Origin of the sequence: Parabacteroides sp. 52 (genome assembly GCF_010500925.1) — a bacterium.
Classification (GTDB): domain Bacteria; phylum Bacteroidota; class Bacteroidia; order Bacteroidales; family Tannerellaceae; genus QVMG01.
This window is the reverse complement of sequence record NZ_QVMG01000001.1, coordinates 16,170-35,347: the sequence shown is the minus strand read 5'-3', so window position 1 is coordinate 35,347 and position 19,178 is coordinate 16,170. Positions and strand designations below refer to the sequence as shown.

Annotated in this window: 17 protein-coding genes and 1 tRNA gene; 4 read left to right on the top strand and 14 right to left on the bottom strand. The window is 40.6% G+C overall.

What is annotated here, in order from left to right:
- The first annotated feature begins 143 nt into the window (after window positions 1-143).
- Window positions 144-1,757 carry a CTP synthase gene (locus tag D0T51_RS00155; protein ID WP_163723697.1) on the top strand — a complete coding sequence of 538 codons (1,614 nt, stop codon included), beginning with the start codon at window positions 144-146 and terminating at the stop codon, window positions 1,755-1,757.
- A 5-nt stretch (window positions 1,758-1,762) separates the two neighbouring features.
- Window positions 1,763-3,670 (top strand): membrane protein insertase YidC, encoded by a 1,908-nt coding sequence (yidC, locus tag D0T51_RS00150; RefSeq protein WP_163723696.1) that lies wholly within the window; start codon window positions 1,763-1,765, stop codon window positions 3,668-3,670.
- 113 nt (window positions 3,671-3,783) lie between these two features.
- Here the strand turns inward: yidC and D0T51_RS00145 are convergent, their stop codons facing one another.
- A complete protein-coding gene (locus tag D0T51_RS00145) occupies window positions 3,784-4,077 on the bottom strand; it encodes a hypothetical protein (RefSeq protein WP_163723694.1) in 294 nt (97 codons plus the stop codon).
- 203 nt (window positions 4,078-4,280) lie between these two features.
- Here D0T51_RS00145 and D0T51_RS00140 point away from each other — a divergent pair, with 203 nt between their 5' ends.
- The gene (locus D0T51_RS00140; protein ID WP_163723692.1) at window positions 4,281-5,483 is read left to right on the top strand and encodes a multidrug effflux MFS transporter; all 1,203 of its coding nucleotides are present in this window, start codon (window positions 4,281-4,283) and stop codon (window positions 5,481-5,483) included.
- Between the two features lie 56 nt (window positions 5,484-5,539).
- Here D0T51_RS00140 and D0T51_RS00135 read toward each other — a convergent pair whose 3' ends face one another.
- The 3 genes from D0T51_RS00135 to mltG form a co-directional block, all read right to left on the bottom strand.
- Entirely contained in the window at window positions 5,540-6,121 is a 582-nt protein-coding gene (locus D0T51_RS00135; RefSeq protein ID WP_163723690.1) for an indolepyruvate oxidoreductase subunit beta, read from the bottom strand.
- Window positions 6,118-7,719 carry a thiamine pyrophosphate-dependent enzyme gene (locus D0T51_RS00130; RefSeq protein ID WP_163723688.1) on the bottom strand — a complete coding sequence of 534 codons (1,602 nt, stop codon included), beginning with the start codon at window positions 7,717-7,719 and terminating at the stop codon, window positions 6,118-6,120. Before D0T51_RS00130 ends, D0T51_RS00135 begins: the two co-directional genes overlap by 4 nt.
- Window positions 7,720-7,802: 83 nt before the next feature.
- Complete coding sequence (gene mltG / locus D0T51_RS00125) at window positions 7,803-8,846, bottom strand: endolytic transglycosylase MltG (protein WP_163723687.1); 1,044 nt, start codon at window positions 8,844-8,846, stop codon at window positions 7,803-7,805.
- A 135-nt stretch (window positions 8,847-8,981) separates the two neighbouring features.
- Between mltG and D0T51_RS00120 the strand changes: the two genes are divergently transcribed.
- Window positions 8,982-9,068, top strand: a tRNA-Ser gene (locus D0T51_RS00120).
- Between the two features lie 404 nt (window positions 9,069-9,472).
- Here D0T51_RS00120 and D0T51_RS00115 read toward each other — a convergent pair.
- The 10 genes from D0T51_RS00115 to D0T51_RS00070 all read right to left on the bottom strand — a co-directional run bounded on the left by D0T51_RS00115 (window position 9,473) and on the right by D0T51_RS00070 (window position 19,098).
- Window positions 9,473-10,585: a universal stress protein gene (locus D0T51_RS00115; RefSeq protein WP_163723685.1), complete on the bottom strand. Its 1,113-nt coding sequence runs from the start codon at window positions 10,583-10,585 to the stop codon at window positions 9,473-9,475.
- Between the two features lie 113 nt (window positions 10,586-10,698).
- A complete protein-coding gene (locus D0T51_RS00110) occupies window positions 10,699-10,974 on the bottom strand; it encodes a DNA-binding protein (RefSeq protein ID WP_163723683.1) in 276 nt (91 codons plus the stop codon).
- A 126-nt stretch (window positions 10,975-11,100) separates the two neighbouring features.
- Window positions 11,101-11,802 (bottom strand): phosphatase PAP2 family protein, encoded by a 702-nt coding sequence (locus tag D0T51_RS00105; RefSeq protein ID WP_163723682.1) that lies wholly within the window; start codon window positions 11,800-11,802, stop codon window positions 11,101-11,103.
- 3 nt (window positions 11,803-11,805) lie between these two features.
- Window positions 11,806-12,573, bottom strand: a complete 768-nt coding sequence (locus D0T51_RS00100; RefSeq protein ID WP_163723680.1) for a tetratricopeptide repeat protein — start codon at window positions 12,571-12,573, stop codon at window positions 11,806-11,808.
- Window positions 12,574-12,577: 4 nt separating this feature from the next.
- Window positions 12,578-14,398, bottom strand: coding sequence for a BatD family protein (locus D0T51_RS00095; RefSeq protein WP_163723678.1), 1,821 nt, complete (start codon window positions 14,396-14,398; stop codon window positions 12,578-12,580).
- A gap of 29 nt (window positions 14,399-14,427) precedes the next feature.
- Entirely contained in the window at window positions 14,428-15,150 is a 723-nt protein-coding gene (locus D0T51_RS00090; protein WP_239056598.1) for a tetratricopeptide repeat protein, read from the bottom strand.
- Window positions 15,151-15,194: 44 nt separating this feature from the next.
- Window positions 15,195-16,214, bottom strand: coding sequence for a VWA domain-containing protein (locus D0T51_RS00085; RefSeq protein ID WP_163723675.1), 1,020 nt, complete (start codon window positions 16,212-16,214; stop codon window positions 15,195-15,197).
- A gap of 15 nt (window positions 16,215-16,229) precedes the next feature.
- Window positions 16,230-17,216, bottom strand: a complete 987-nt coding sequence (locus D0T51_RS00080; protein WP_163723673.1) for a VWA domain-containing protein — start codon at window positions 17,214-17,216, stop codon at window positions 16,230-16,232.
- A 2-nt stretch (window positions 17,217-17,218) separates the two neighbouring features.
- Window positions 17,219-18,220 carry a hypothetical protein gene (locus D0T51_RS00075; RefSeq protein ID WP_239056596.1) on the bottom strand — a complete coding sequence of 334 codons (1,002 nt, stop codon included), beginning with the start codon at window positions 18,218-18,220 and terminating at the stop codon, window positions 17,219-17,221.
- 8 nt (window positions 18,221-18,228) lie between these two features.
- The gene (locus D0T51_RS00070) at window positions 18,229-19,098 is read right to left on the bottom strand and encodes a DUF58 domain-containing protein (protein WP_163723671.1); all 870 of its coding nucleotides are present in this window, start codon (window positions 19,096-19,098) and stop codon (window positions 18,229-18,231) included.
- Between the last annotated feature and the right edge of the window lie 80 nt (window positions 19,099-19,178).

Sequence of the window (19,178 nt, the reverse complement as noted above, 5' to 3'; positions counted from 1 at the left end):
AAGTTATAATTATTTCCTAAGGTATCCAATATGCACACGAAAGAGGAATTTATCCTCTGGACATTGGGTGGTATGGATGAAATTAATTAACTTTGCACTTTTTAAAGCAAACGAGCCAATAACGAAATTAAAATATTACTAACGTGACTGATACTAAGTACATTTTTGTAACAGGTGGCGTGGTCTCCTCCCTGGGAAAAGGGATTGTTTCCGCTTCTTTGGGCAAACTGTTACAATCCAGAGGATACAAAGTGACTATTCAGAAGTTTGACCCATATATCAATGTGGATCCGGGTACATTAAATCCATACGAACACGGAGAATGTTATGTGACCGTGGATGGACATGAAGCGGATCTTGACCTGGGACACTACGAACGCTTCTTGAACGTGCAGACTACGCGAGCCAACAATATTACGACCGGACGGGTTTATCAAAGTGTGATCGATAAAGAACGCAAAGGGGATTACCTGGGAAAAACGGTTCAGGTGGTACCGCATATTACAGATGAAATCAAACGCAATGTCAAATTGCTTGGTTCTAAATATAAATTTGACTTTGTCATCACGGAAATTGGTGGTACTGTCGGTGATATTGAATCCCTTCCTTATATAGAGAGTGTGCGTCAGTTGAAATGGGAACTGGGCAAGAATTGCCTCTGTGTGCATCTGACATATGTTCCTTATATCGCAGCAGCTAAAGAATTCAAAACCAAACCGACCCAACATTCTGTCAAACAATTGCAAGAATTGGGAATCCAACCGGATATGCTTGTCTTACGTACGGAACAGGAGTTGAATACGGAGTTGATACGCAAGGTCGCCCTTTTCTGTAATGTGGCAGGGGATTCCGTCTTCCAATCAATCGATGTACCTACCATCTACGAAGTACCATTGGTGTTACAACGTCAGAAAATGGACGAAATTGTTCTACGCAAAGTAGGTATGGAAGCAGACAAACCTTCAGACATGAAACAGTGGAAGGCTTTCCTGGATATGAAAAGTACAGCTACCCAAAGTGTCAAGATCGCCTTGGTGGGTAAGTATGTAGAATTACAGGATGCTTATAAATCCATTGACGAATCGTTGATGCAGGCTGCTATCTACAATCATCGGAAATTGGATCTGCATATGGTGCATTCGGAAAAGATCAATGATAAAAACGCTGCCGAAATGTTGAAAGGCATGGATGGTATACTGATTGCTCCTGGTTTTGGTCAACGCGGTATCGAAGGTAAATTTTCGGCGATCAAATATGCACGTGAGAACGATGTACCTTGTTTTGGTATATGTTTGGGTATGCAATGTATGGTGATCGAATATGCCCGCAATGTATTGGGATTAGAGAAAGCCAACTCCACAGAAATGGAACGCAACACCCCGCATAAAGTAATCGACCTGATGGAAGAACAAAAAAATGTAACCAACATGGGTGGTTCTATGCGTCTGGGAGCGTATGACTGTGTTTTACAGAAAGATTCCATAGCGTATAATGCTTATGGGAAAGAGAATATACAGGAGCGTCATCGTCACCGTTTCGAATTCAATAGTGAATACAAAGACCGTTTCGAAAAAGCCGGCATGAAGTGTGTGGGCATGAATCCGGAAACAAACCTGGTAGAAGTTGTAGAAATACCTTCCTTAAAATGGTTTGTCGGGGTACAATACCATCCGGAATATGGAAGTACTGTAGTAAACCCCAATCCACTTTTCCTTGATTTCGTAAAGGCGGCTATTGCAAATAAAAAAAACGACTAATATAAATGGATAAAAATACAATAATAGGCTTCCTGCTTATAGGGGTTGTTTTGTTTGCTTTTACCTGGTTAAATAAACCATCTCCTGAACAAATCGAAGCCCAAAGACGCTATCAAGATTCAATCGCTCAAGTTGAATATGCTCAACAAATAGAAATTCAAAAACAAGAAAACGGAGTCATTCAGGGAGAAGAACTGGCAGCCGGGCTTTCTGATTCGATACTTCAGGCACGTCTGGAAAACAATTATGGCGTATTCGCGAATGCCATGCATGGTACCGATGGATATGTTGTATTGGAAAACGAATTATTGGAAATACACCTGAGCCATAAAGGCGGACGTGTCGTTTGGGCTCGTTTGAAAGAATATGACACTTACGAAGGCAAGCCATTGGTTTTATTTGATGAGAAAGAATCTGTCTTCGATTTCACATTAGTTACGGCTACCAACCGGGTTGTTAATACACGGGATCTTTATTTTACTCCGATAAAAGGAAATGAACCGAATCAGGTAACCATGCGGATGTCCGCAGGGGTGGACAGTTATTTAGACTTTGTCTACGAACTGAAACCGGATGATTATATGATGACCTATTCTATCAAAGGCGTTGGTTTGAATGGGGTATTAGCCCCTAGCACCAATGCACTTGACCTGGTATGGGAACAGGATATCCGTCAACAGGAAAAAGGCAAGAAGTTTGAAGACCGTTATGCTGCATTGCATTATAAATTTATGGCAGATGATGTGGAAAGCCTGAGTGAAGGAAAAAGCGACAGTAAAAAACTATCTAACCGTTTGAAATGGATCGGTTATAAAGATATGTTCTTCTCTACTGTCCTGATCGCACATAATGAAGGATTCGAATCAACTACCCTGGAGTCAAAAACGTTGACTACCAATGGGTACCTTAAACATTATAAGACTACAACATCTGTACCATTCGATATACAAGGCAGAGAAGCAACGAACCTCCAATTCTACTTTGGTCCGAACCATTATGCCAAGTTAAAAGAATACGACAAAGATGTTGCCAAAGAAGATCAATTGGATCTGGAAAGACTCGTTTCTTTAGGAGCCAGTGTATTCCGTTGGATCAATCAGTACTTTATCATTCCTGTATTTGATTTCTTAGGTAGACATTTATCCAGTTACGGATTGATTATCTTCCTGTTGACATTAATCATAAAGATTGTCATCTTCCCGATGACCTACAAATCTTATATCTCTTCCGCCAAGATGCGCGTATTGCGTCCGCAGGTAGAAGCTCTTAACGAGAAATATCCCGGACAGGAGAAAGCCATGGAACGTCAGAAAGCAACGATGGAGTTATATAGTAAAGCCGGAGCCAGTCCGATGAGCGGATGTATACCGATGCTCTTACAAATGCCTATCCTGATTGCGATGTTCATGTTCTTCCCTTCGGCTATCGAATTACGCCATGAAAGTTTCTTATGGGCAAAAGACTTATCAACCTATGATGCGATCTTCAGTTGGGATGCGTATATACCTATTATCACTCCCTATTTCGGAAATCACATCAGTCTGTTCTGTCTTTTGATGACTATCGTACAGATATTCTATACCAAGTTTAATATGGAAATGACCAATACCGGGCAACAACAAATGCCAGGTATGAAGGCGATGATGTATGTAATGCCGTTGATGTTCCTGGTATTCTTTAACCAGTATGCATCCGGATTGACCTATTACTATTTCATCTCTACCTTGATGACCATTATGCAAACAATCGCTTTCCGTTTCTTTATAAATGAAGAAAAGTTATTGGCTAAACTGGAAGCAAATAAAAAGAAACCGCAAAAGAAATCCAGCTTCATGAAGCGTTTGGAAGATGCCCAAAAGATGCAGGAAGAGCAGTTGCGGAAACAAAAAGAGCAACAAAAGAAAAAAAGATAATACCCCTCATTGCCTTTAGGCATGGATAAAAAAAAGGAGGCTGTTTCGTGTTGAAACAGCCTCCTTTTTTTGGAAGCAAACTGGAACCGTTTCAGGACAGTTCCAGCCTGCTGTTATAAGATGAATGTCTGGAATAACTTATCATCGCGTAACTCATCATACGCTCTTATATTCACCCCCATCATTTGAGATAACATCTTTACCCAATCATCCACCTTTGAAACATAAATTTCATTCACCTTATTGGTGAGCGCCCATAAGGATAGAGAATACTGCTTGGTTGCATCTATCGTCTCATTCTCCACTCCTATCACTTTGTCGTTTTCGATAGTGAAAATAACCACTTGACTGACATGCCTATCGACTTCATCTTGTCTCTTCTGATCTAATACCAATGCTATCCTCATCTCAATATCAGTTTTAATTACTTTTCAAATATACATTATTAAAAACGTATATCGAAAGTCTATATTGCATCTTTAATGTTCCAAATAACAACTGTTTAAGGCTTTTTAGTATGCATAAAGACTTCTTCCATATTGTTTAACAGTTAATCCATAGAATTTGTTCTTCCGTTATTAATATTTACTTTTGTACCCCAAAAAAAGCAATGAAAAATTTCACCTGGATGCAATGGATAGTGATCCTTATCCTTTCCCTGTTGACGGCCCTTGAGCCCCTTTGTATTGATATGTATCTGCCCGGCTTTATTCAGATAGCAGAAGCCTTCTCCACCCCTATGGCTGCAGTACAAATCTCTCTTTCGACTTTCCTGGGTGGTTTTGCTATCGGACAATTAATATGGGGTCCTTTAGCGGATCGGTTCGGCAGAAAAAAGCCGATACTCCTCTCCCTCTTTATCTTTATACTGGCTTCGGTAGCCTGTCTGTTTGTTGAAACCATCGAACAGCTATGGGTAGTTCGTTTCATTCAGGCAATTGGCGGTTGTGGCGGGGTTGTCATATCCCGTGCAGTGGTAACGGATTATTTTGATAAAACCAATACGCTTAAGATATTTGCCCTGTTGGCATTGATTATGGGAGTGGCTCCCATTCTGGCTCCGGCTATCGGTAATGCCGTATTAAATCGTTTCGAATGGATTGGTTTATTTCATGCCATGGTTGTTCTGGGAGTAGCCTTATTTCTCCTGACACTTTTGGGTTTGCCGGAGACATACACCTTCCGACAGGATAACAAACATAATAATGTATGGCGAAGCTACTGGGATATATTAAAGGTTAGAAAATTCCTTGTATACTCTCTTTTGGCAGGATTAGCCAACGGAGCTCTGATGATATATGTAGCGAACGGTCCTCTCCTGATCATGGAGTATGGTGGGTTTTCCGGTAATATATTCAGTCTCGTTATCGGTATAAATGCTTTGGGACTGATGATTGGCTCTTACCTGACCACTGTCCTGCAAAAACATATACCGACAAACAAACTGGTCAAACAGGCTTTATTGTTCATGGGCATAGCCAGTGTCATATTGCTTATCACAATGTATATGAATGCCGGTATCATACCGATCCTTTTCGTTTTGTTCTTTTATGTCTTTCCTATCGGTATATTATTCCCGACGACTACAGAATTAGCAATCACTCCATTCATTCATAATAGCGGTACAGCATCGGCTCTCTTCGGCTCCATCCAGTTGATGGTTGCTTTCATTTGTTCGCTCATATCCAACGCCATCAGTGACGGCTCTATTTTGACAGTAGGCGTAGCCTTCCTATGCTGTTGCCTGGCTTCTTTTATTGTGGTATTCAGTCCGATAAACTCAAAAGAAAAATATACTTACAAAACCAATTGATATCAAAAAAAAGAGGCTTTCTAAAAAGCCTCTTTTTTCTTTCTTTCTGTTGTGTCTTATTGCATTCCTTGCGCCAACTCATAACCAGCTCTCAGCGCTTTCAGGTTCATTTCTACGATTTCTTCCCCTTTCCGTCCGAAAATAGAGCGAATACCCTCTTCTAACTTAGAAAATTCAATATTTATAAAAGGAGCAGCAGCTCCTAACATCACAATATTGGCTGCACGTGCCGAACCGGCTTCTCTGGCTATTGCTTCTATATCAAATACGACTTTATGAGGCAACTTATCCAATTCTGCCTGTACCTTTTCTATCTCCGGATAATTCGGAATATTGATAAAGGGTTGTGAATTGGTCACCAGCCACCCCTCTTTTTTCAAGAAAGGCAGGTAACGAAGACTCTCCATAGGCTCCAGGGATATAATCAGGTCTGCCTGTCCCAAAGCAATAAGGTCAGAGGCTATCGGCTTATCCGATAAGCGCAGGTTGGATTGCACATCCCCTCCCCGCTGGCTCATTCCGTGTACTTCTGCTTGTTTCATATACAAACCGTCTTTCAGCGCCGCTTCACCAATTACCGCTGCAATGGAGAGGATACCCTGTCCTCCTACTCCCGATAAAATTATATCTATCTTCATTTTTTTGCTGCTTTTTTCTTTCTTGCTAATGTTTGAATACACTCACGGCGTGGAATCAACACCGATACACCTTTATATGCGATCTCTTCCCGAATTATGGATTTCATTTCTTCGAAATTCTTCTTCAAAGGAATCATCACCCGGATATGCGCGGGATCTACCCCTATGCCTGCACATATAGCTTCCAGACGTCCGGTTCCGGCTGAATCCTGCCCACCGGTCATGGCGGTCGTTTCGTTATCGGAAATAACAATGGTTATATGTGTTTCTTCATTCACACAATCCAATAAGCCGGTCATTCCCGAATGGGTAAAGGTCGAATCCCCGATTACGGCAACAGCCGGAAACAATCCTGCATCAGTTGCTCCTTTGGCCATGGTGATGGATGCTCCCATATCGATACAGGTATCTATAGCCCGGAAAGGAGGCAAAGCTCCTAAGGTGTAACAGCCGATATCGCTGAATACTTTGGCTGCTCCGTTATATTCCAACAAAACCTCGTTCAGGGCTTCATATACATCCCGGTGTCCACAACCCTGACATAAAGCCGGCGGACGTTGTTCAACCACTTCAGGTATATTATAATAATGAGTAACCGTTTTACCCAAAGCCTTACCGACAGCATCCGGATTCAATTCTCCGTCCCGTTGCAATGTACCATCCAAGCGACCGTGTACGGTAATTCCTTTCCCCAGGAAGCCTTTCAGTTGTTCTTCAACGATTGGAAAGCCTTCTTCCAATACCAGTATCTCTTTGCATTCACTGACCAGTTTCTCTACCATCTTTTTCGGTAAAGGATATTGAGTGATCTTCAATACAGGATGTTCAAACCCTTCCGGATAATTTTCCGATAAATAGTTGAATGCAATACCGGTAGTTATAATACCCAATTCTTTGCGGGGCGCATCAAAGTATGTATTATATCCTGAAGTCTCCGACGATTCGGTAAATATGTCCTGTGCTTCCAACAATACTTTATAACGCTTACGCGCCAAGGCTGGAAGCAAAACAAAGCGTTGACGTCCATCTTCCGGAGTATGAAGTTTATTGGGCTCTTGTCTGGGACGAGTCACCACCCCTGCCCGTGAATGGGCCATACGGGTAGTTATACGTAAAAGGATAGGATAACCCAATTTTTCAGAAAGGGCAAAGCCATCATATACCATATCATAAGCTTCCTGTTGATTGGAAGGCTCCAGGATCGGTATCATCGCAAAGTTACCGTAGAAACGATTGTCCTGTTCGTTTTGAGACGAGTGCATAGAAGGGTCATCGGCGGTAATAATAATCATTCCCCCATGGATACCACTCATAGCTGCATTCATAAAACAATCAGCGGCCACATTCAGACCGACATGTTTCATACAGCACAATGCCCGTTTGCCGGCATAACTCATACCCAGGGCAGACTCCATTGCTGTTTTTTCGTTGGTACTCCAGCGGCTGTGAATCCCTCTTTCCTTGGCTACAGGAGATGCCTGGATATATTCGGTGATTTCTGTAGAAGGGGTACCGGGATACGCATATACACCGGAAAGTCCGGCGTCGATTGCTGCTTGCGCAATGGCTTCATCCCCTAAAAAAAGATGCTTTTCCATATATAATGTTTTTCAAATTGTTGACTATTTACGATAATCGGTTGACAAAGATACGCTTTTTACCGCATAAAAAAGATGAAATGTTATCGAATCTTCCTTCTGTTTAGCTCGGAACGATACCGGTTTGCATTCCGGTTATGCTCTGTCAATGTCGTGGCAAAATTATGACGTCCCGAGAAGTCTTCTTTAGCTACCATATAGAGGTAATGGTGCTTGGTGTAATTCAACACACTTTCCAAACCTTTTATACTCGGGATACGCAAAGGACCTGGAGGTAATCCGGGATGGATATACGTATTATAAGGGGAGTCTACTTCCAGATGCACAAAGAGTATGCGTTGCAAGGTGACATCTCCTACCGCATATTTCACTGTCGGATCAGCCTGTAACAACATGCCCCGTTGCAAGCGATTGATATACAAACCTGCAACAACAGGATATTCATCCGCTACAGCTGTTTCTTCTTCAACTATAGACGCCAGGATGGATACTTCAACGGGAGTTAATCCGATAGCTTCCGCCTTTTTACGTCGCTGCTCTGTCCAGAAATTATCATATTCTTTCTTCATCCGGTTTAAAAAGCCGTCCGCAGATATATTCCAGTATACTTCATACGTATTGGGCAGAAACATGGACTTAATCGTTTCCGTGTTGAATCCTAAAGAATCGCAATAAGCCGGATCTTCCAGTCGACTCAATAAATCAGAGGCGCTCAGCATCAATTGTTCTTCCAGTCGCTTTGTCAGATCTTCCAAGAAACGGATATTATGAAAGGTGATGCGCGTAGCCGTCTGTTGCCCCCGACGCAATTTATTTAAAAGTTCCATATTACTCATATGGGGAGTTACCGCATAACGTCCTGTCCGCATCAGATCCGGATATTCCAGTATCTCAGCCAATATTTCAAAAGTCTCTATATGTTCCACAGTAACCGAATCTTGTAACTGCAGACAAAGAGCATCAAAATCCGTCTGCCTGTCCACATATATATATACCGTTTCTTCAGACATGAAATTGGGACCCATAACTTGCCTATATCCCCAGCATCCAATGCCTATCAAGAAGGCGCAAACCAATAAAAGTACACTCCACTTGATGATTCTCTTCACACGGTCCCACTTTTCCATATATTTTAACTCGTTGACTATCAGATTTAGGTCACAAAAGTAGCATCTTTTTCTCTAAAAATAGACGCAAAAAGCTTTGTTTATTAAAAAATAGGCCTATCTTTGCAACGCAATTTTAGCAAAACTAACATTGAAGGAAGTGTGGGTGAGTGGCTGAAACCACCAGTTTGCTAAACTGACGATATCGCAAGGTATCCGCGAGTTCGAATCTCGCCGCTTCCGCAAAAGTCGCTTAAACAGCGACTTTTTTTGTGTCATTACGTTTCCGGAATCCCGGATCTGCAGCAATCAGAATTCACAAAGGAACCCAAATAAAAAGTGTAGCCGTCTCTATTTTTTTGCTGATAATTGTCGACACAATTGCTGATATATATCGGCAAAATTGCTGACGTATATCGGCAATTTTGCCGACAATCGTCAGCAATTTTATTTTATCACGGAAAAAAGCTGTTTATTACAAAAAAAAGAATCCGTATACAACTTCACAGCTATATACGGACAACAAATAACAAACTCTACTTATATGAAAAAACAAATACTACTAACTAATTCTCTTTACTATTAAAACAAAAGAAAATATCTTTTGTTCATGAGATTCAGTCTTTTTTTATCCGAGACTTTAAAAATCAGGTATGCATGATTAATAAAGGAGTATCTGTATGAAATAGCATCTTCCGAGCCATGCTCGGATTAAACATGCGGGCCAGGATATTTCGCCTTTGGGTACTTATCGTCAGGATATCAATATGATTATCACGAACAAATTTCTCTACAGCTAAAAGAAGGTCCCCATCTGCCAAAACGGTATGAGAGATATTCGCATCCGGGTATTGTTTTTTGAAATATTCCGTCACACCTGTCAAACGTATTTCATTCCACTCATCTTTACTTGTCGACACATTAAATAAATGGATATGCGGATTGTATCCTTTTATTATCTCCATGAATTTATCAAACAATAATAGATCTTTTTGATTGAAAGAAGTGGCAAATCCGATATTCTTTACCTCCTTTAGATCGGTAAAAGGTACATTTTCCGGAATAGCCAGAACGGGGATCCTGTTTGCTTCGATAACTTCTCCGGTAACGCTTCCAATCAAATCCATTTCTTTCTGATTCTTCCCGCGTGTACCCATTATTATCAAGGTTGGATTATAGTCTTTGCTATAAGCAATAATTTCCTCTTCGGGCAATCCTTCCCGTAAAATATAGTCGTATTTGACTTTGGGGAGTTCTCCTGCTTCTATTTTCCGTTTTATCAGTGTACAGAGGTTTTCCATATCCACTTGTACCCGTTTCAATATCTGAGAGACCGATTCTTCTTCATTCACCTGATAGACCAATGAATCACCAATAGGCACTGCGGATGGAAAATAAGGGCTAAAATAGGCATGCATAAGCATCACTTCCGCTTTCATCTCGTATGCATAATTCAATCCTATCTCACAGGCTTTTATCGAATAGTCAGAGAAGTCTATCGGTATGAGAATCTTTTTTTGTTTATCCTCTTTCCCCTCCTTTTCCGGTGAATCTACTGCCCATTGGGTATCCTCAATAATGCGCAGGGCATGCGGCAGGTCACTCTCTTTTATTCGTACACGTACCCCTGCTGAGATAACCGGTTGTATCTGATTCACATTATGAATATACACCTCTATCCCTTCTGTTTCCAGGATCGTTTTCAAGATCTGAGCCTTTTCATAGGTATGAATGGCTATTGTTATTAATTTATCTTCCATGATTACACTTTTTTATTATATATACATTAAACAAATTCGACAAATAAAAAGTTACAAAAAAGTCCCAAAGCCTTCATGGTAGCTGTGGGACTTCATACTATGTTGTCAACGGGTTACGCTTGCGGCACTTCAGATGTATCCTGGCTCTCTGCCAATATATCCAAAGCACGTTCGTATATGGTTATATCATCTAAAACGACTAATCCTCCATTGGGTCCTGGTTCCATATGAATACCGCAACTTTTACCATCTTTGAAGTTTTGTCCCCCAAAATAATTTCGAACAGTTTCGACAGATAAACCTAATTCATCTGCTATACGGTGAGTACTTCCGTCGGGTAGACTGTCTTTCAGCTTACGTAACTCATTAAAAGTGATTGTTTTTGTCATGGTCTCTTTATTTATAAGGTTTATATTCTTGTTTCTTATTATGCCACTAACTTAATCAATATATGTTAGTAGGACAAATTAATAATCTCAAAATTAACATGCTTTACGGCATGAAATTCATTACCTCTACCTCAATAAAGCGACCAATTGCGTATGGAATATCATCAGCATGACTACCGTAAGGAAAATACCCCATACGATAAGACGTTGGCGGGTAATTGAATACAAAGAAGCAGGAGCAGGTAAGTCTTTTCCTCCTCTTCCCAAGAGCTTTTTCCGGACATATATGTATAAATGGTAGACCAGATATCCGAAAACTATTCCGGCAATGGCTCCCGGTATGATATCAGTAATAAAATGTACTCCCAGGTAAATGCGCGTATAGGCTGTAATCATAGCCCATAGGAAGATAACAGTTGTAAATAAAGGACGGTATCTAAACAACAGGGTCATAAACATAGCAAAACCAAAAGCATTCGCTGCATGACTGGAGATAAACCCATACAATCCGCCTCTATACCCGAATACGGTTTGAACCTCATGCATAAATGCCGGATGATGCGTCGGACGAAAACGCAAAAAGGAAGGTTTGATAAGATGGGAAGCAAATTGATCACATAAGGTTACCACCAAAGCAATGGCTAAGAGAATCAATAGTGACTCCCGCCAATTTTTCTTATAAACCAATACGATCAGAAGAAAGAAAGCCAGAGGTAGCCAAACGATCTTTCCGGAATACAGCCACATGACATGATCCAGAAAGGCAGAATCACTACCATTTAACAGAAAGAACCATTCCCGTTCATAATCCAGTATTCTTTCCAGCATGTATTAGATTATTTCAATATCTTTTTTCGGCATCCATCCTATATTGCCATCTTCTAACTCTATTTCATTCCATTCACCCAATGTGCTTTTAACAGATACTTTCGTTCCTTCATGCAAAATGAAAAGATCTGTACCACTGGCATCCGGTGAACTTTTAACAGTGACTGTTTGGGAAAAGACAATACCTTCGGTACGGTTTTTCAGTTCTCTTTTTTGATTATGTGCAAACACATTACTGACTATGACTATAAGTAAGAAAAAACCTCCCAGGTAAAACCCAGTTTTTTTCAGACGCAGCCAACGAGAGAAGAAAAACAAGAGAAGACAACCTATAAACAGAATAAAACTTACAATCCCCATCCTTGCCCAAGAATCAGCAGCTCCCATATTCTGAATGGAATGAAACCATTTCATTAAGAAAAACTCCCCTATCGGTTCGATCCGATCAATCGTCTTTTCTTTGGCCATTTGAAGGTTAAACCGGATATCCTTATCTCCCGGATCCAGTAACAAAGCCCGTTCATAATTTAATATAGCCGGTGCTACCTGCCCTGTTTTATAGTAGGCATTTCCCAAATTGTAATAGACTTGCGAAGATTCTCCATATTCTTTCAATAGAGATTCATATTGTTCAATAGCCTGGGCATATTCTCCCTGAGAATAGGATGTCTCTGCCTCCTTTAGTCTAGCCTCCTGGGCATATAATGGTATTGCCAAGTATTGAATCAATAAAAGCAAGAGTATCTTTTTCATATATATTCCAGTTTTCATCTTTTTACTTTTTAATTGTGTTTTCCATTTTACCAATGGCATCCACTGTCAGTTCATACAATTTATCCATGGCATCCGACGCCTGAGAGGGGGCATAACGTGCAAATTCGCAAGTATTCAGAATATCCATAAACTCTCTGATCAATACTTCATCTACCCCATATTTAGATAATTCTGTCTCCACATTATCTTTGGACAAAGCCGACTGGGGTATATTTAACTTATCACTTAAGTATCCCCACAAAGCACGTAATACTTCATCATAAAATGCTTCCTTTTTATTTTCTTTCATCAGTTTGCCGGCATTCTTCAAACGTTTCACAGCCATTTTATTCGCCTTCTTCGTTCGTACCAAGGCGATATTGGCATTGTCTTTTATTTGTTTGCGATAGATAAAGAAAAAGACAATAAACAAAAGTGCCGGAATCAGATAACACATATAATACATAAAAGAGCCGAAGAAAATATCATCAGTAGAGACAAAAGAGACTCCTTTTACTTTAAGGAAACGTATATCCTGTCCTAAAAAACGAACATTCTCCCGATTCGTAAAATTCGTTACTGCCGGACCGGCTGCAACATCTCCTTCTCCTTTTTCCACATGGATTTTATAGGGTTCACTATTTAGTGTTTTATAAGATCCTGCCTTAGGATCGAAATACGAAAACTGAATAGCCGGAATCTCAAAATCACCGCCAAAACGGGGGATGGCCATGTATTCAATTGTTTTACTACCACTGACACCTGCAGAGGTTATTTTTACATCCGGTGTTACTTTGGGATCATAGATATCAAAATCATTCGGGAATTTCACTTCCGGACTCTTGATAAGTTTGATATTCCCTGTTCCTGCAATCTTTACTTTAATTGTGATCGCTTCATTCGCTTTCAGATTCGTTGCATTGATACTTGATGTCATCGTATAATTCCCTACATCTCCTGAGAAGGATGCCGGCTTTCCGGAAGGCAATGTTTTCACATCAATTGTCACAGGCGATGTAGTTAAGGTTTTCTTTACATTGGTGTACATATTATCGAATAAGTCATCGAATAAGCTACGTGACCTTTGCTGGGGACGAGCCACACGTACATTTACATCATATGTTCCACCTTCAATAGTAAGTTTTCCCGGTCGCTGGGGAAATAATAACACTTGTTTCAATACCGCTGTTTGGTAATTCCGTCCATTATAATTTTCCAATTTGGTTTGTATTCCGTCTTTGGATTGTTCTATCTCCTGCACCCAAAAACCTTCAAATTCGGGGAATTTCAGATTTTCAATAGCCGGTGCTACAATGAAATACAATTTGAATGAAACCAGTATAGCTTCTTGCTCAAAAACATTCCGGCTGGAAACATGCATACGCATAAAAATATCCTTATCAGATACGCCGGATGCATTTCCTTGATTCTGGGATGCAGCTTCATTGACTTTATCTTGCGGCAATACCCTGACAGTCACCCCGTTGGAGGTGTAAGTCGAATTATTCACCTTGATCGTTGCCGGAGGAAGATTAAATGTACCTTCCTTCTTTGCCATCAGAATATACGTAAATGAATTGGATACCTCACTGGAACTTTTACCATTCACCCAACTTGAACTATAAGACGTCGAAGGGGTTGGTCCCATCAATACGTCAAAATCCGACATCTCCCCCTGTACGCGTAAATCTTTTGCTTCGGCATTTACGGTATAGGTTAACCGGAATTGTTCCCCTACGACTACTGCTTCCGGAGCTATTGCTTTAAAGACAACATCCGCTGCCTGTAAATAAGTAATTCCGGTAGCTACTATAAGAATAAATAAGAAAATAATCTTCCTCATTATATATATCTATTTTTTCGTTTTATCAATTACCATTCTTTTTCACTGCGGCGACGTTCCTGCTGTTGTTGTTGCGCCTGTTTCACTTTTTCCTGTGTGTCTTTTTCATCTTGCAGGAAGGCATCCAATATTTGTTGTGCATTATCCTGACTCATCTGTTCATTGGGTTGCTCCTGTTCCTGGGTTTTATCTTCTTTGTTTTCATCCTGTTGTTGTTGCTGCTGCTGATCTTGTTGTTGATCTTTATTCTCATCCTCTTTCTTTTCATCTTTATCCTTATCCTCATTTTGCTGATCCTGGTTCTGATCTTCATTTTGTTGATCTTGCAGTAGTTTCTGGGCTAAGGCCAGGTTATAGCGGGTTTCATCATCTTTCGGATTCAAACGAAGCGCTTGTTTATAGGCTTCCACACTTTTCCCGTAGTCTTTATTTTGCATAAAGATGTTTCCGGTATTATGGTATACTTCTGATAAATGCGCCTTGCCTTCCTCAGTCTGAAGTAACTTTTCCCCTTGTCCGGCAACCAACTGATATTGCTCTGCTGCTTCCGGCAATTTATTCTGTTTATAAAGGGCATTCCCCAGGTTATACATACCTTCCGTGGAACGCGGATTTACATCCACACTTTTTCTAAAAGCAATTTCCGATTCGGTATACTTTTCGTCATGATAGAGTTTGTTCCCTTCCCGTACATTCTTACGTTCCGCTTTTTGTGCAAATACTACTCCATGACAAAGTAGAAATGCTATCATCCATATAATTGTGTTTTGTTTATGTCTCATCGCTATCAACTTATTTAAGAGAATAGTTTCACTTTTCTGAATATCCGGTTTTTCCGATCCAATGTTAGACATTCGGCTATTAACAGAAATAAGACTATCCAGGCTAGTATCTGAAATTGTTCATCATATTCTGAATAGATCTTACTGTCCTGTTCGGACTTATTCATTTTCTCAATCTCACTTTGCAGAGCCTTCAACGCTGAATTGGTATTGTCTGCACGCACATACAAACCATTGCCTGCTGCAGCTATTTCTTGACACATCTGTTCATTTAATTTGGTAACAACCACATTTCCCTCTTTGTCTTTCAAGAAATTATTATTCGTTCCAATGGGGATAGGCGCACCCTGAGGTTGCCCCATTCCAACAATATTCACATGTATGCCTTTTTCTGCCGCCTTTTTAGCCGCACCAATCGCATCATCCTCATGGTTTTCACCATCTGTAATCAAGATAATCGCTTTATCCGAAGTTTCATTGGGTGTAAACGAACGATTCGCCAGATTAATAGCGGCTCCGATAGCTGTGCCTTGAGAAGAGACCATCGAAGGATTGATTGACGATAAAAACATCTTGGCCGATATATAATCCGAGGTTATGGGTAATTGGGTAAAAGCATCTCCTGCAAAAACAATCAGACCCACTTTATCATTGGTAAACCCATCCGTCAGACGGGATAACATCTGTTTAGCCTTATCCAACCGATTGGGTGCCACATCTTCGGCCAACATGGAATTTGAAACGTCCAGGCAGACCATTATTTCTACCCCCTGACGTTTAACAGTCTCCAATTTAGAACCAAACTGCGGACCGGCTATCACAAAAATAACACATGTTATAGCGGCAAATAAGAGCCAGAATTTCAGATATTGCCGTTTAGGAGATACCTCTGGCATTAACTCCTGGAGTAAATCAGGATTCCCATAGTTTTTAACGGCCTTTCTCTTCCATACAATTGAGTAGATATAAAAGCCTATAAGCAGGGGAAGTATACATAATAAATATAAAAAGTCCGGATTTGCAAAACGAAACATAAGTCTTTTCTTTATTTATGGAATATTTCTCAACAACGTATTTCTCAACAAGATCTCAATCAGTAACAAAGCAAAAACCAATAAAGCCCAGTATGTATACTCTTCTTGTTTTTTACTGAATTGTTGTACACTGATCTTTGTTTTTTCCAACTGATCGATTTCAGTATATATTTGTTTCAGAGTAGCATTATCTGTCGCACGGAAATACTGTCCGCCAGTCATAGCAGAAATCTGCTTCAATGCCGGTTCATCAATTTCTACAGGTACATTCTGATACTGAACACCAAACGGCGTTGGAAAAGGATGGGGAGCAGTCCCCTGCGTACCAACTCCAATCGTATACACACGTACACCAAAGGTTTTTGCTATTTCTGCGGCTGTTATAGGGGCTATTTCTCCTCTGTTATTCATACCGTCTGTAAGCAAGATAATAACTTTGGATATAGCTTGGCTGTCTTTGATACGGCTGACTGCATTTGCCAGTCCCAAACCGATAGCCGTCCCATCCTGAATCATCCCGCTTTGGATATCTTTAAACAGGTTCAACAACACCGTATGATCCGTAGTCAGAGGACATTGGGTAAAACTCTCTCCGGAGAAAAGCACCAAACCTATATTATCGTTCGGGCGACCATTGATAAAAGAGGCAGCCACATCTTTGGATGCTTCCAACCGGTTCGGTTTTAAATCTTCCGCCATCATACTGCCGGATATATCCATGGCAAGCATTATATCTATACCTTCTGTAGAGGAAGATTGCCAACTGTTCGTTGATTGTGGGCGGGCTAATACAACAATCAGTAAAGCGATTGCAGCCATTCGTAAGGCAAAAGGCAGATGGCGCAGATAGACCTTCCAGGATGTTGCCTGAGGCAAATCAAATGCTTCCGAAGAGGAGACCTGCAGACTTGCCTGACTTTTACTTAATTTGTAAATATACCATCCTGTCAATGGAATAAGTAATACTAATAAATAGAGATATGTGGGATTAGCAAATACCATTTTTATTCTTGATTTTTAATTGACTCGTCCGTTTCATCATTTTCTTTCTCCAACGACTTTTCAGCGGTTTGAGGCGTTTCTTCTTTTTTTGTCTGATTAACGAACAAATACGCATTCATCATACTCAAATCATTCTCGTCCGGTAGCGGATGCATTTTAGCAAATTTAACCAGGTCGGCTAATTGCAATATCTGTTTCAGGTTATCATAAACCGATTCAGCTTCTGTTTCCTGCCGGATAAAGTCTAATATCTCACCCGAGGTCATCTCCATGGCATTGGCACCGAAGCGTTCTGTTATATAACGGCGCAATGTATCTGTTATAAGCGTAAAATAGTCTTTATTACGCCCTTGTTGCCATAACTTCTGTTGCTTAATCTCATTGAGTTCTAGAATAGCTTGCTCATGCGGGGGCAACTGCGGCTCCGGTTTCTTAAACGGAAGAATAGACTTCTTACTACGCAGACGTTTTATCACATAAGCAAGTACACACAACAGGAAGATCGCCAATAAAATACCCAATATAATAGGATAATAATCAGCCAACACAAAAGGAGGCTTCCATACATCCTTGATATCGTAGAACTCTTCCGGTGCATCCACATTAACTGGCAAGGTGGATACTTTCAATGCAACCTGGTTCGAATAGACCGTATCTACCCCATCTATCACCTTCAGGGGAGGCAATAAATACAAAGAAGAATCAAAAGAAGTAATCAATAAATCCTGTTTGATCAACAAACGATTATTCTCAATAAAGGTAGAGTCCGGTTTGCCTATATTGACCACCTCTACCCCACGCATCAAAGTGTCTGCGGGTATCAATATATGTACCGGTCGATCTTTATCGGCCGTAACAGTCAGTCGCATGAGAGTCTGCTCGCCTATAAGTATGGATGCCGAATCAACTGCAACATCGATCAATGTCCGTTGTGCATATACATTCCCCCCCATAGCAAAGACCGCGAATAAAAGAAACAGTATGCTTTTATATATCAATTTCATCTGTATACTTAATTACGTTTACCAAAAAGAGCCATTAATGCTTTCACATAATCATCTTCCGTGCGTACCGAAACAGCATCGACGCGACTCTTTTTAAAGGAGTCATTCATCTGCTTTTGTCTGCGTTCCCACCATTCTTTGTATACTTCGCGTACACGGGAGGAAGAACTGTCGATCCAACGTTCGACACCTGTTTCCGCATCTTTGATTTTCATCAATCCAACAGCTGGCAGTTCCGCTTCGCGACGGTCATAGACCTGGATCGCAACAACATCGTGTTTGCGGTTTGCTATAGTCAAAGCATCTTTGAAATCCCCTTTGTCAATAAAATCCGATATCAAAAAGGCCGTACACCGCTTTTTGATAGCACTTGTCATATATTTCAAGACTTGGGTAATATCTGTTCTTTTCTCTTCCGGATGAAAATCAATCAATTCACGGATAATATACAAGATATGCTTCTTCCCTTTCTGAGGAGGGATAAATTTCTCAATCTTATCAGAAAAGAAAAGGACCCCAATCTTATCATTATTTTGGATCGCTGAGAAAGCCAAGGTGGCGGCAATCTCTGTAATGATTTCTTTTTTCATTACAGAAACCGTACCAAAGTCGCGACTTCCCGAAACGTCTATTAATAACATAACCGTTAATTCGCGCTCTTCTTCAAACACCTTCACATACGGACGGTTATACCGCGCCGTCACGTTCCAGTCGATATCCCGAATATCATCCCCAAACTGGTATTCCCGCACCTCACTAAAGGCCATACCCCGTCCTTTAAAAGCCGAATGATATTGCCCCGCAAAGATATTGCGCGAAAGACCACGAGTCTTAATTTCTATCTGACGAACTTTTTTGAGTAGTTCACTTGTCTCCATAATTGTCAATTGACAATTGATAATTGACAATTAACAATTAGTAATACAAAACTTCATTGTCCATTGTCAACTGTCCATTG

Coding starts and splice junctions, on each gene's coding strand:
- yidC (WP_163723696.1), top strand. CDS start 1,763: ATGGATAAAAATACAATAATAGGCTTCCTGCTTATAGGGGTTGTTTTG.
- D0T51_RS00145 (WP_163723694.1), bottom strand. CDS start 4,077: ATGAGGATAGCATTGGTATTAGATCAGAAGAGACAAGATGAAGTCGAT.
- D0T51_RS00140 (WP_163723692.1), top strand. CDS start 4,281: ATGAAAAATTTCACCTGGATGCAATGGATAGTGATCCTTATCCTTTCC.
- D0T51_RS00135 (WP_163723690.1), bottom strand. CDS start 6,121: ATGAAGATAGATATAATTTTATCGGGAGTAGGAGGACAGGGTATCCTC.
- D0T51_RS00130 (WP_163723688.1), bottom strand. CDS start 7,719: ATGGAAAAGCATCTTTTTTTAGGGGATGAAGCCATTGCGCAAGCAGCA.
- mltG (WP_163723687.1), bottom strand. CDS start 8,846: ATGGAAAAGTGGGACCGTGTGAAGAGAATCATCAAGTGGAGTGTACTT.
- D0T51_RS00115 (WP_163723685.1), bottom strand. CDS start 10,585: ATGGAAGATAAATTAATAACAATAGCCATTCATACCTATGAAAAGGCT.
- D0T51_RS00110 (WP_163723683.1), bottom strand. CDS start 10,974: ATGACAAAAACAATCACTTTTAATGAGTTACGTAAGCTGAAAGACAGT.
- D0T51_RS00105 (WP_163723682.1), bottom strand. CDS start 11,802: ATGCTGGAAAGAATACTGGATTATGAACGGGAATGGTTCTTTCTGTTA.
- D0T51_RS00100 (WP_163723680.1), bottom strand. CDS start 12,573: ATGAAAACTGGAATATATATGAAAAAGATACTCTTGCTTTTATTGATT.
- D0T51_RS00095 (WP_163723678.1), bottom strand. CDS start 14,398: ATGAGGAAGATTATTTTCTTATTTATTCTTATAGTAGCTACCGGAATT.
- D0T51_RS00090 (WP_239056598.1), bottom strand. CDS start 15,150: ATGATAGCATTTCTACTTTGTCATGGAGTAGTATTTGCACAAAAAGCG.
- D0T51_RS00085 (WP_163723675.1), bottom strand. CDS start 16,214: ATGTTTCGTTTTGCAAATCCGGACTTTTTATATTTATTATGTATACTT.
- D0T51_RS00080 (WP_163723673.1), bottom strand. CDS start 17,216: ATGGTATTTGCTAATCCCACATATCTCTATTTATTAGTATTACTTATT.
- D0T51_RS00075 (WP_239056596.1), bottom strand. CDS start 18,220: ATGAAATTGATATATAAAAGCATACTGTTTCTTTTATTCGCGGTCTTT.
- D0T51_RS00070 (WP_163723671.1), bottom strand. CDS start 19,098: ATGGAGACAAGTGAACTACTCAAAAAAGTTCGTCAGATAGAAATTAAG.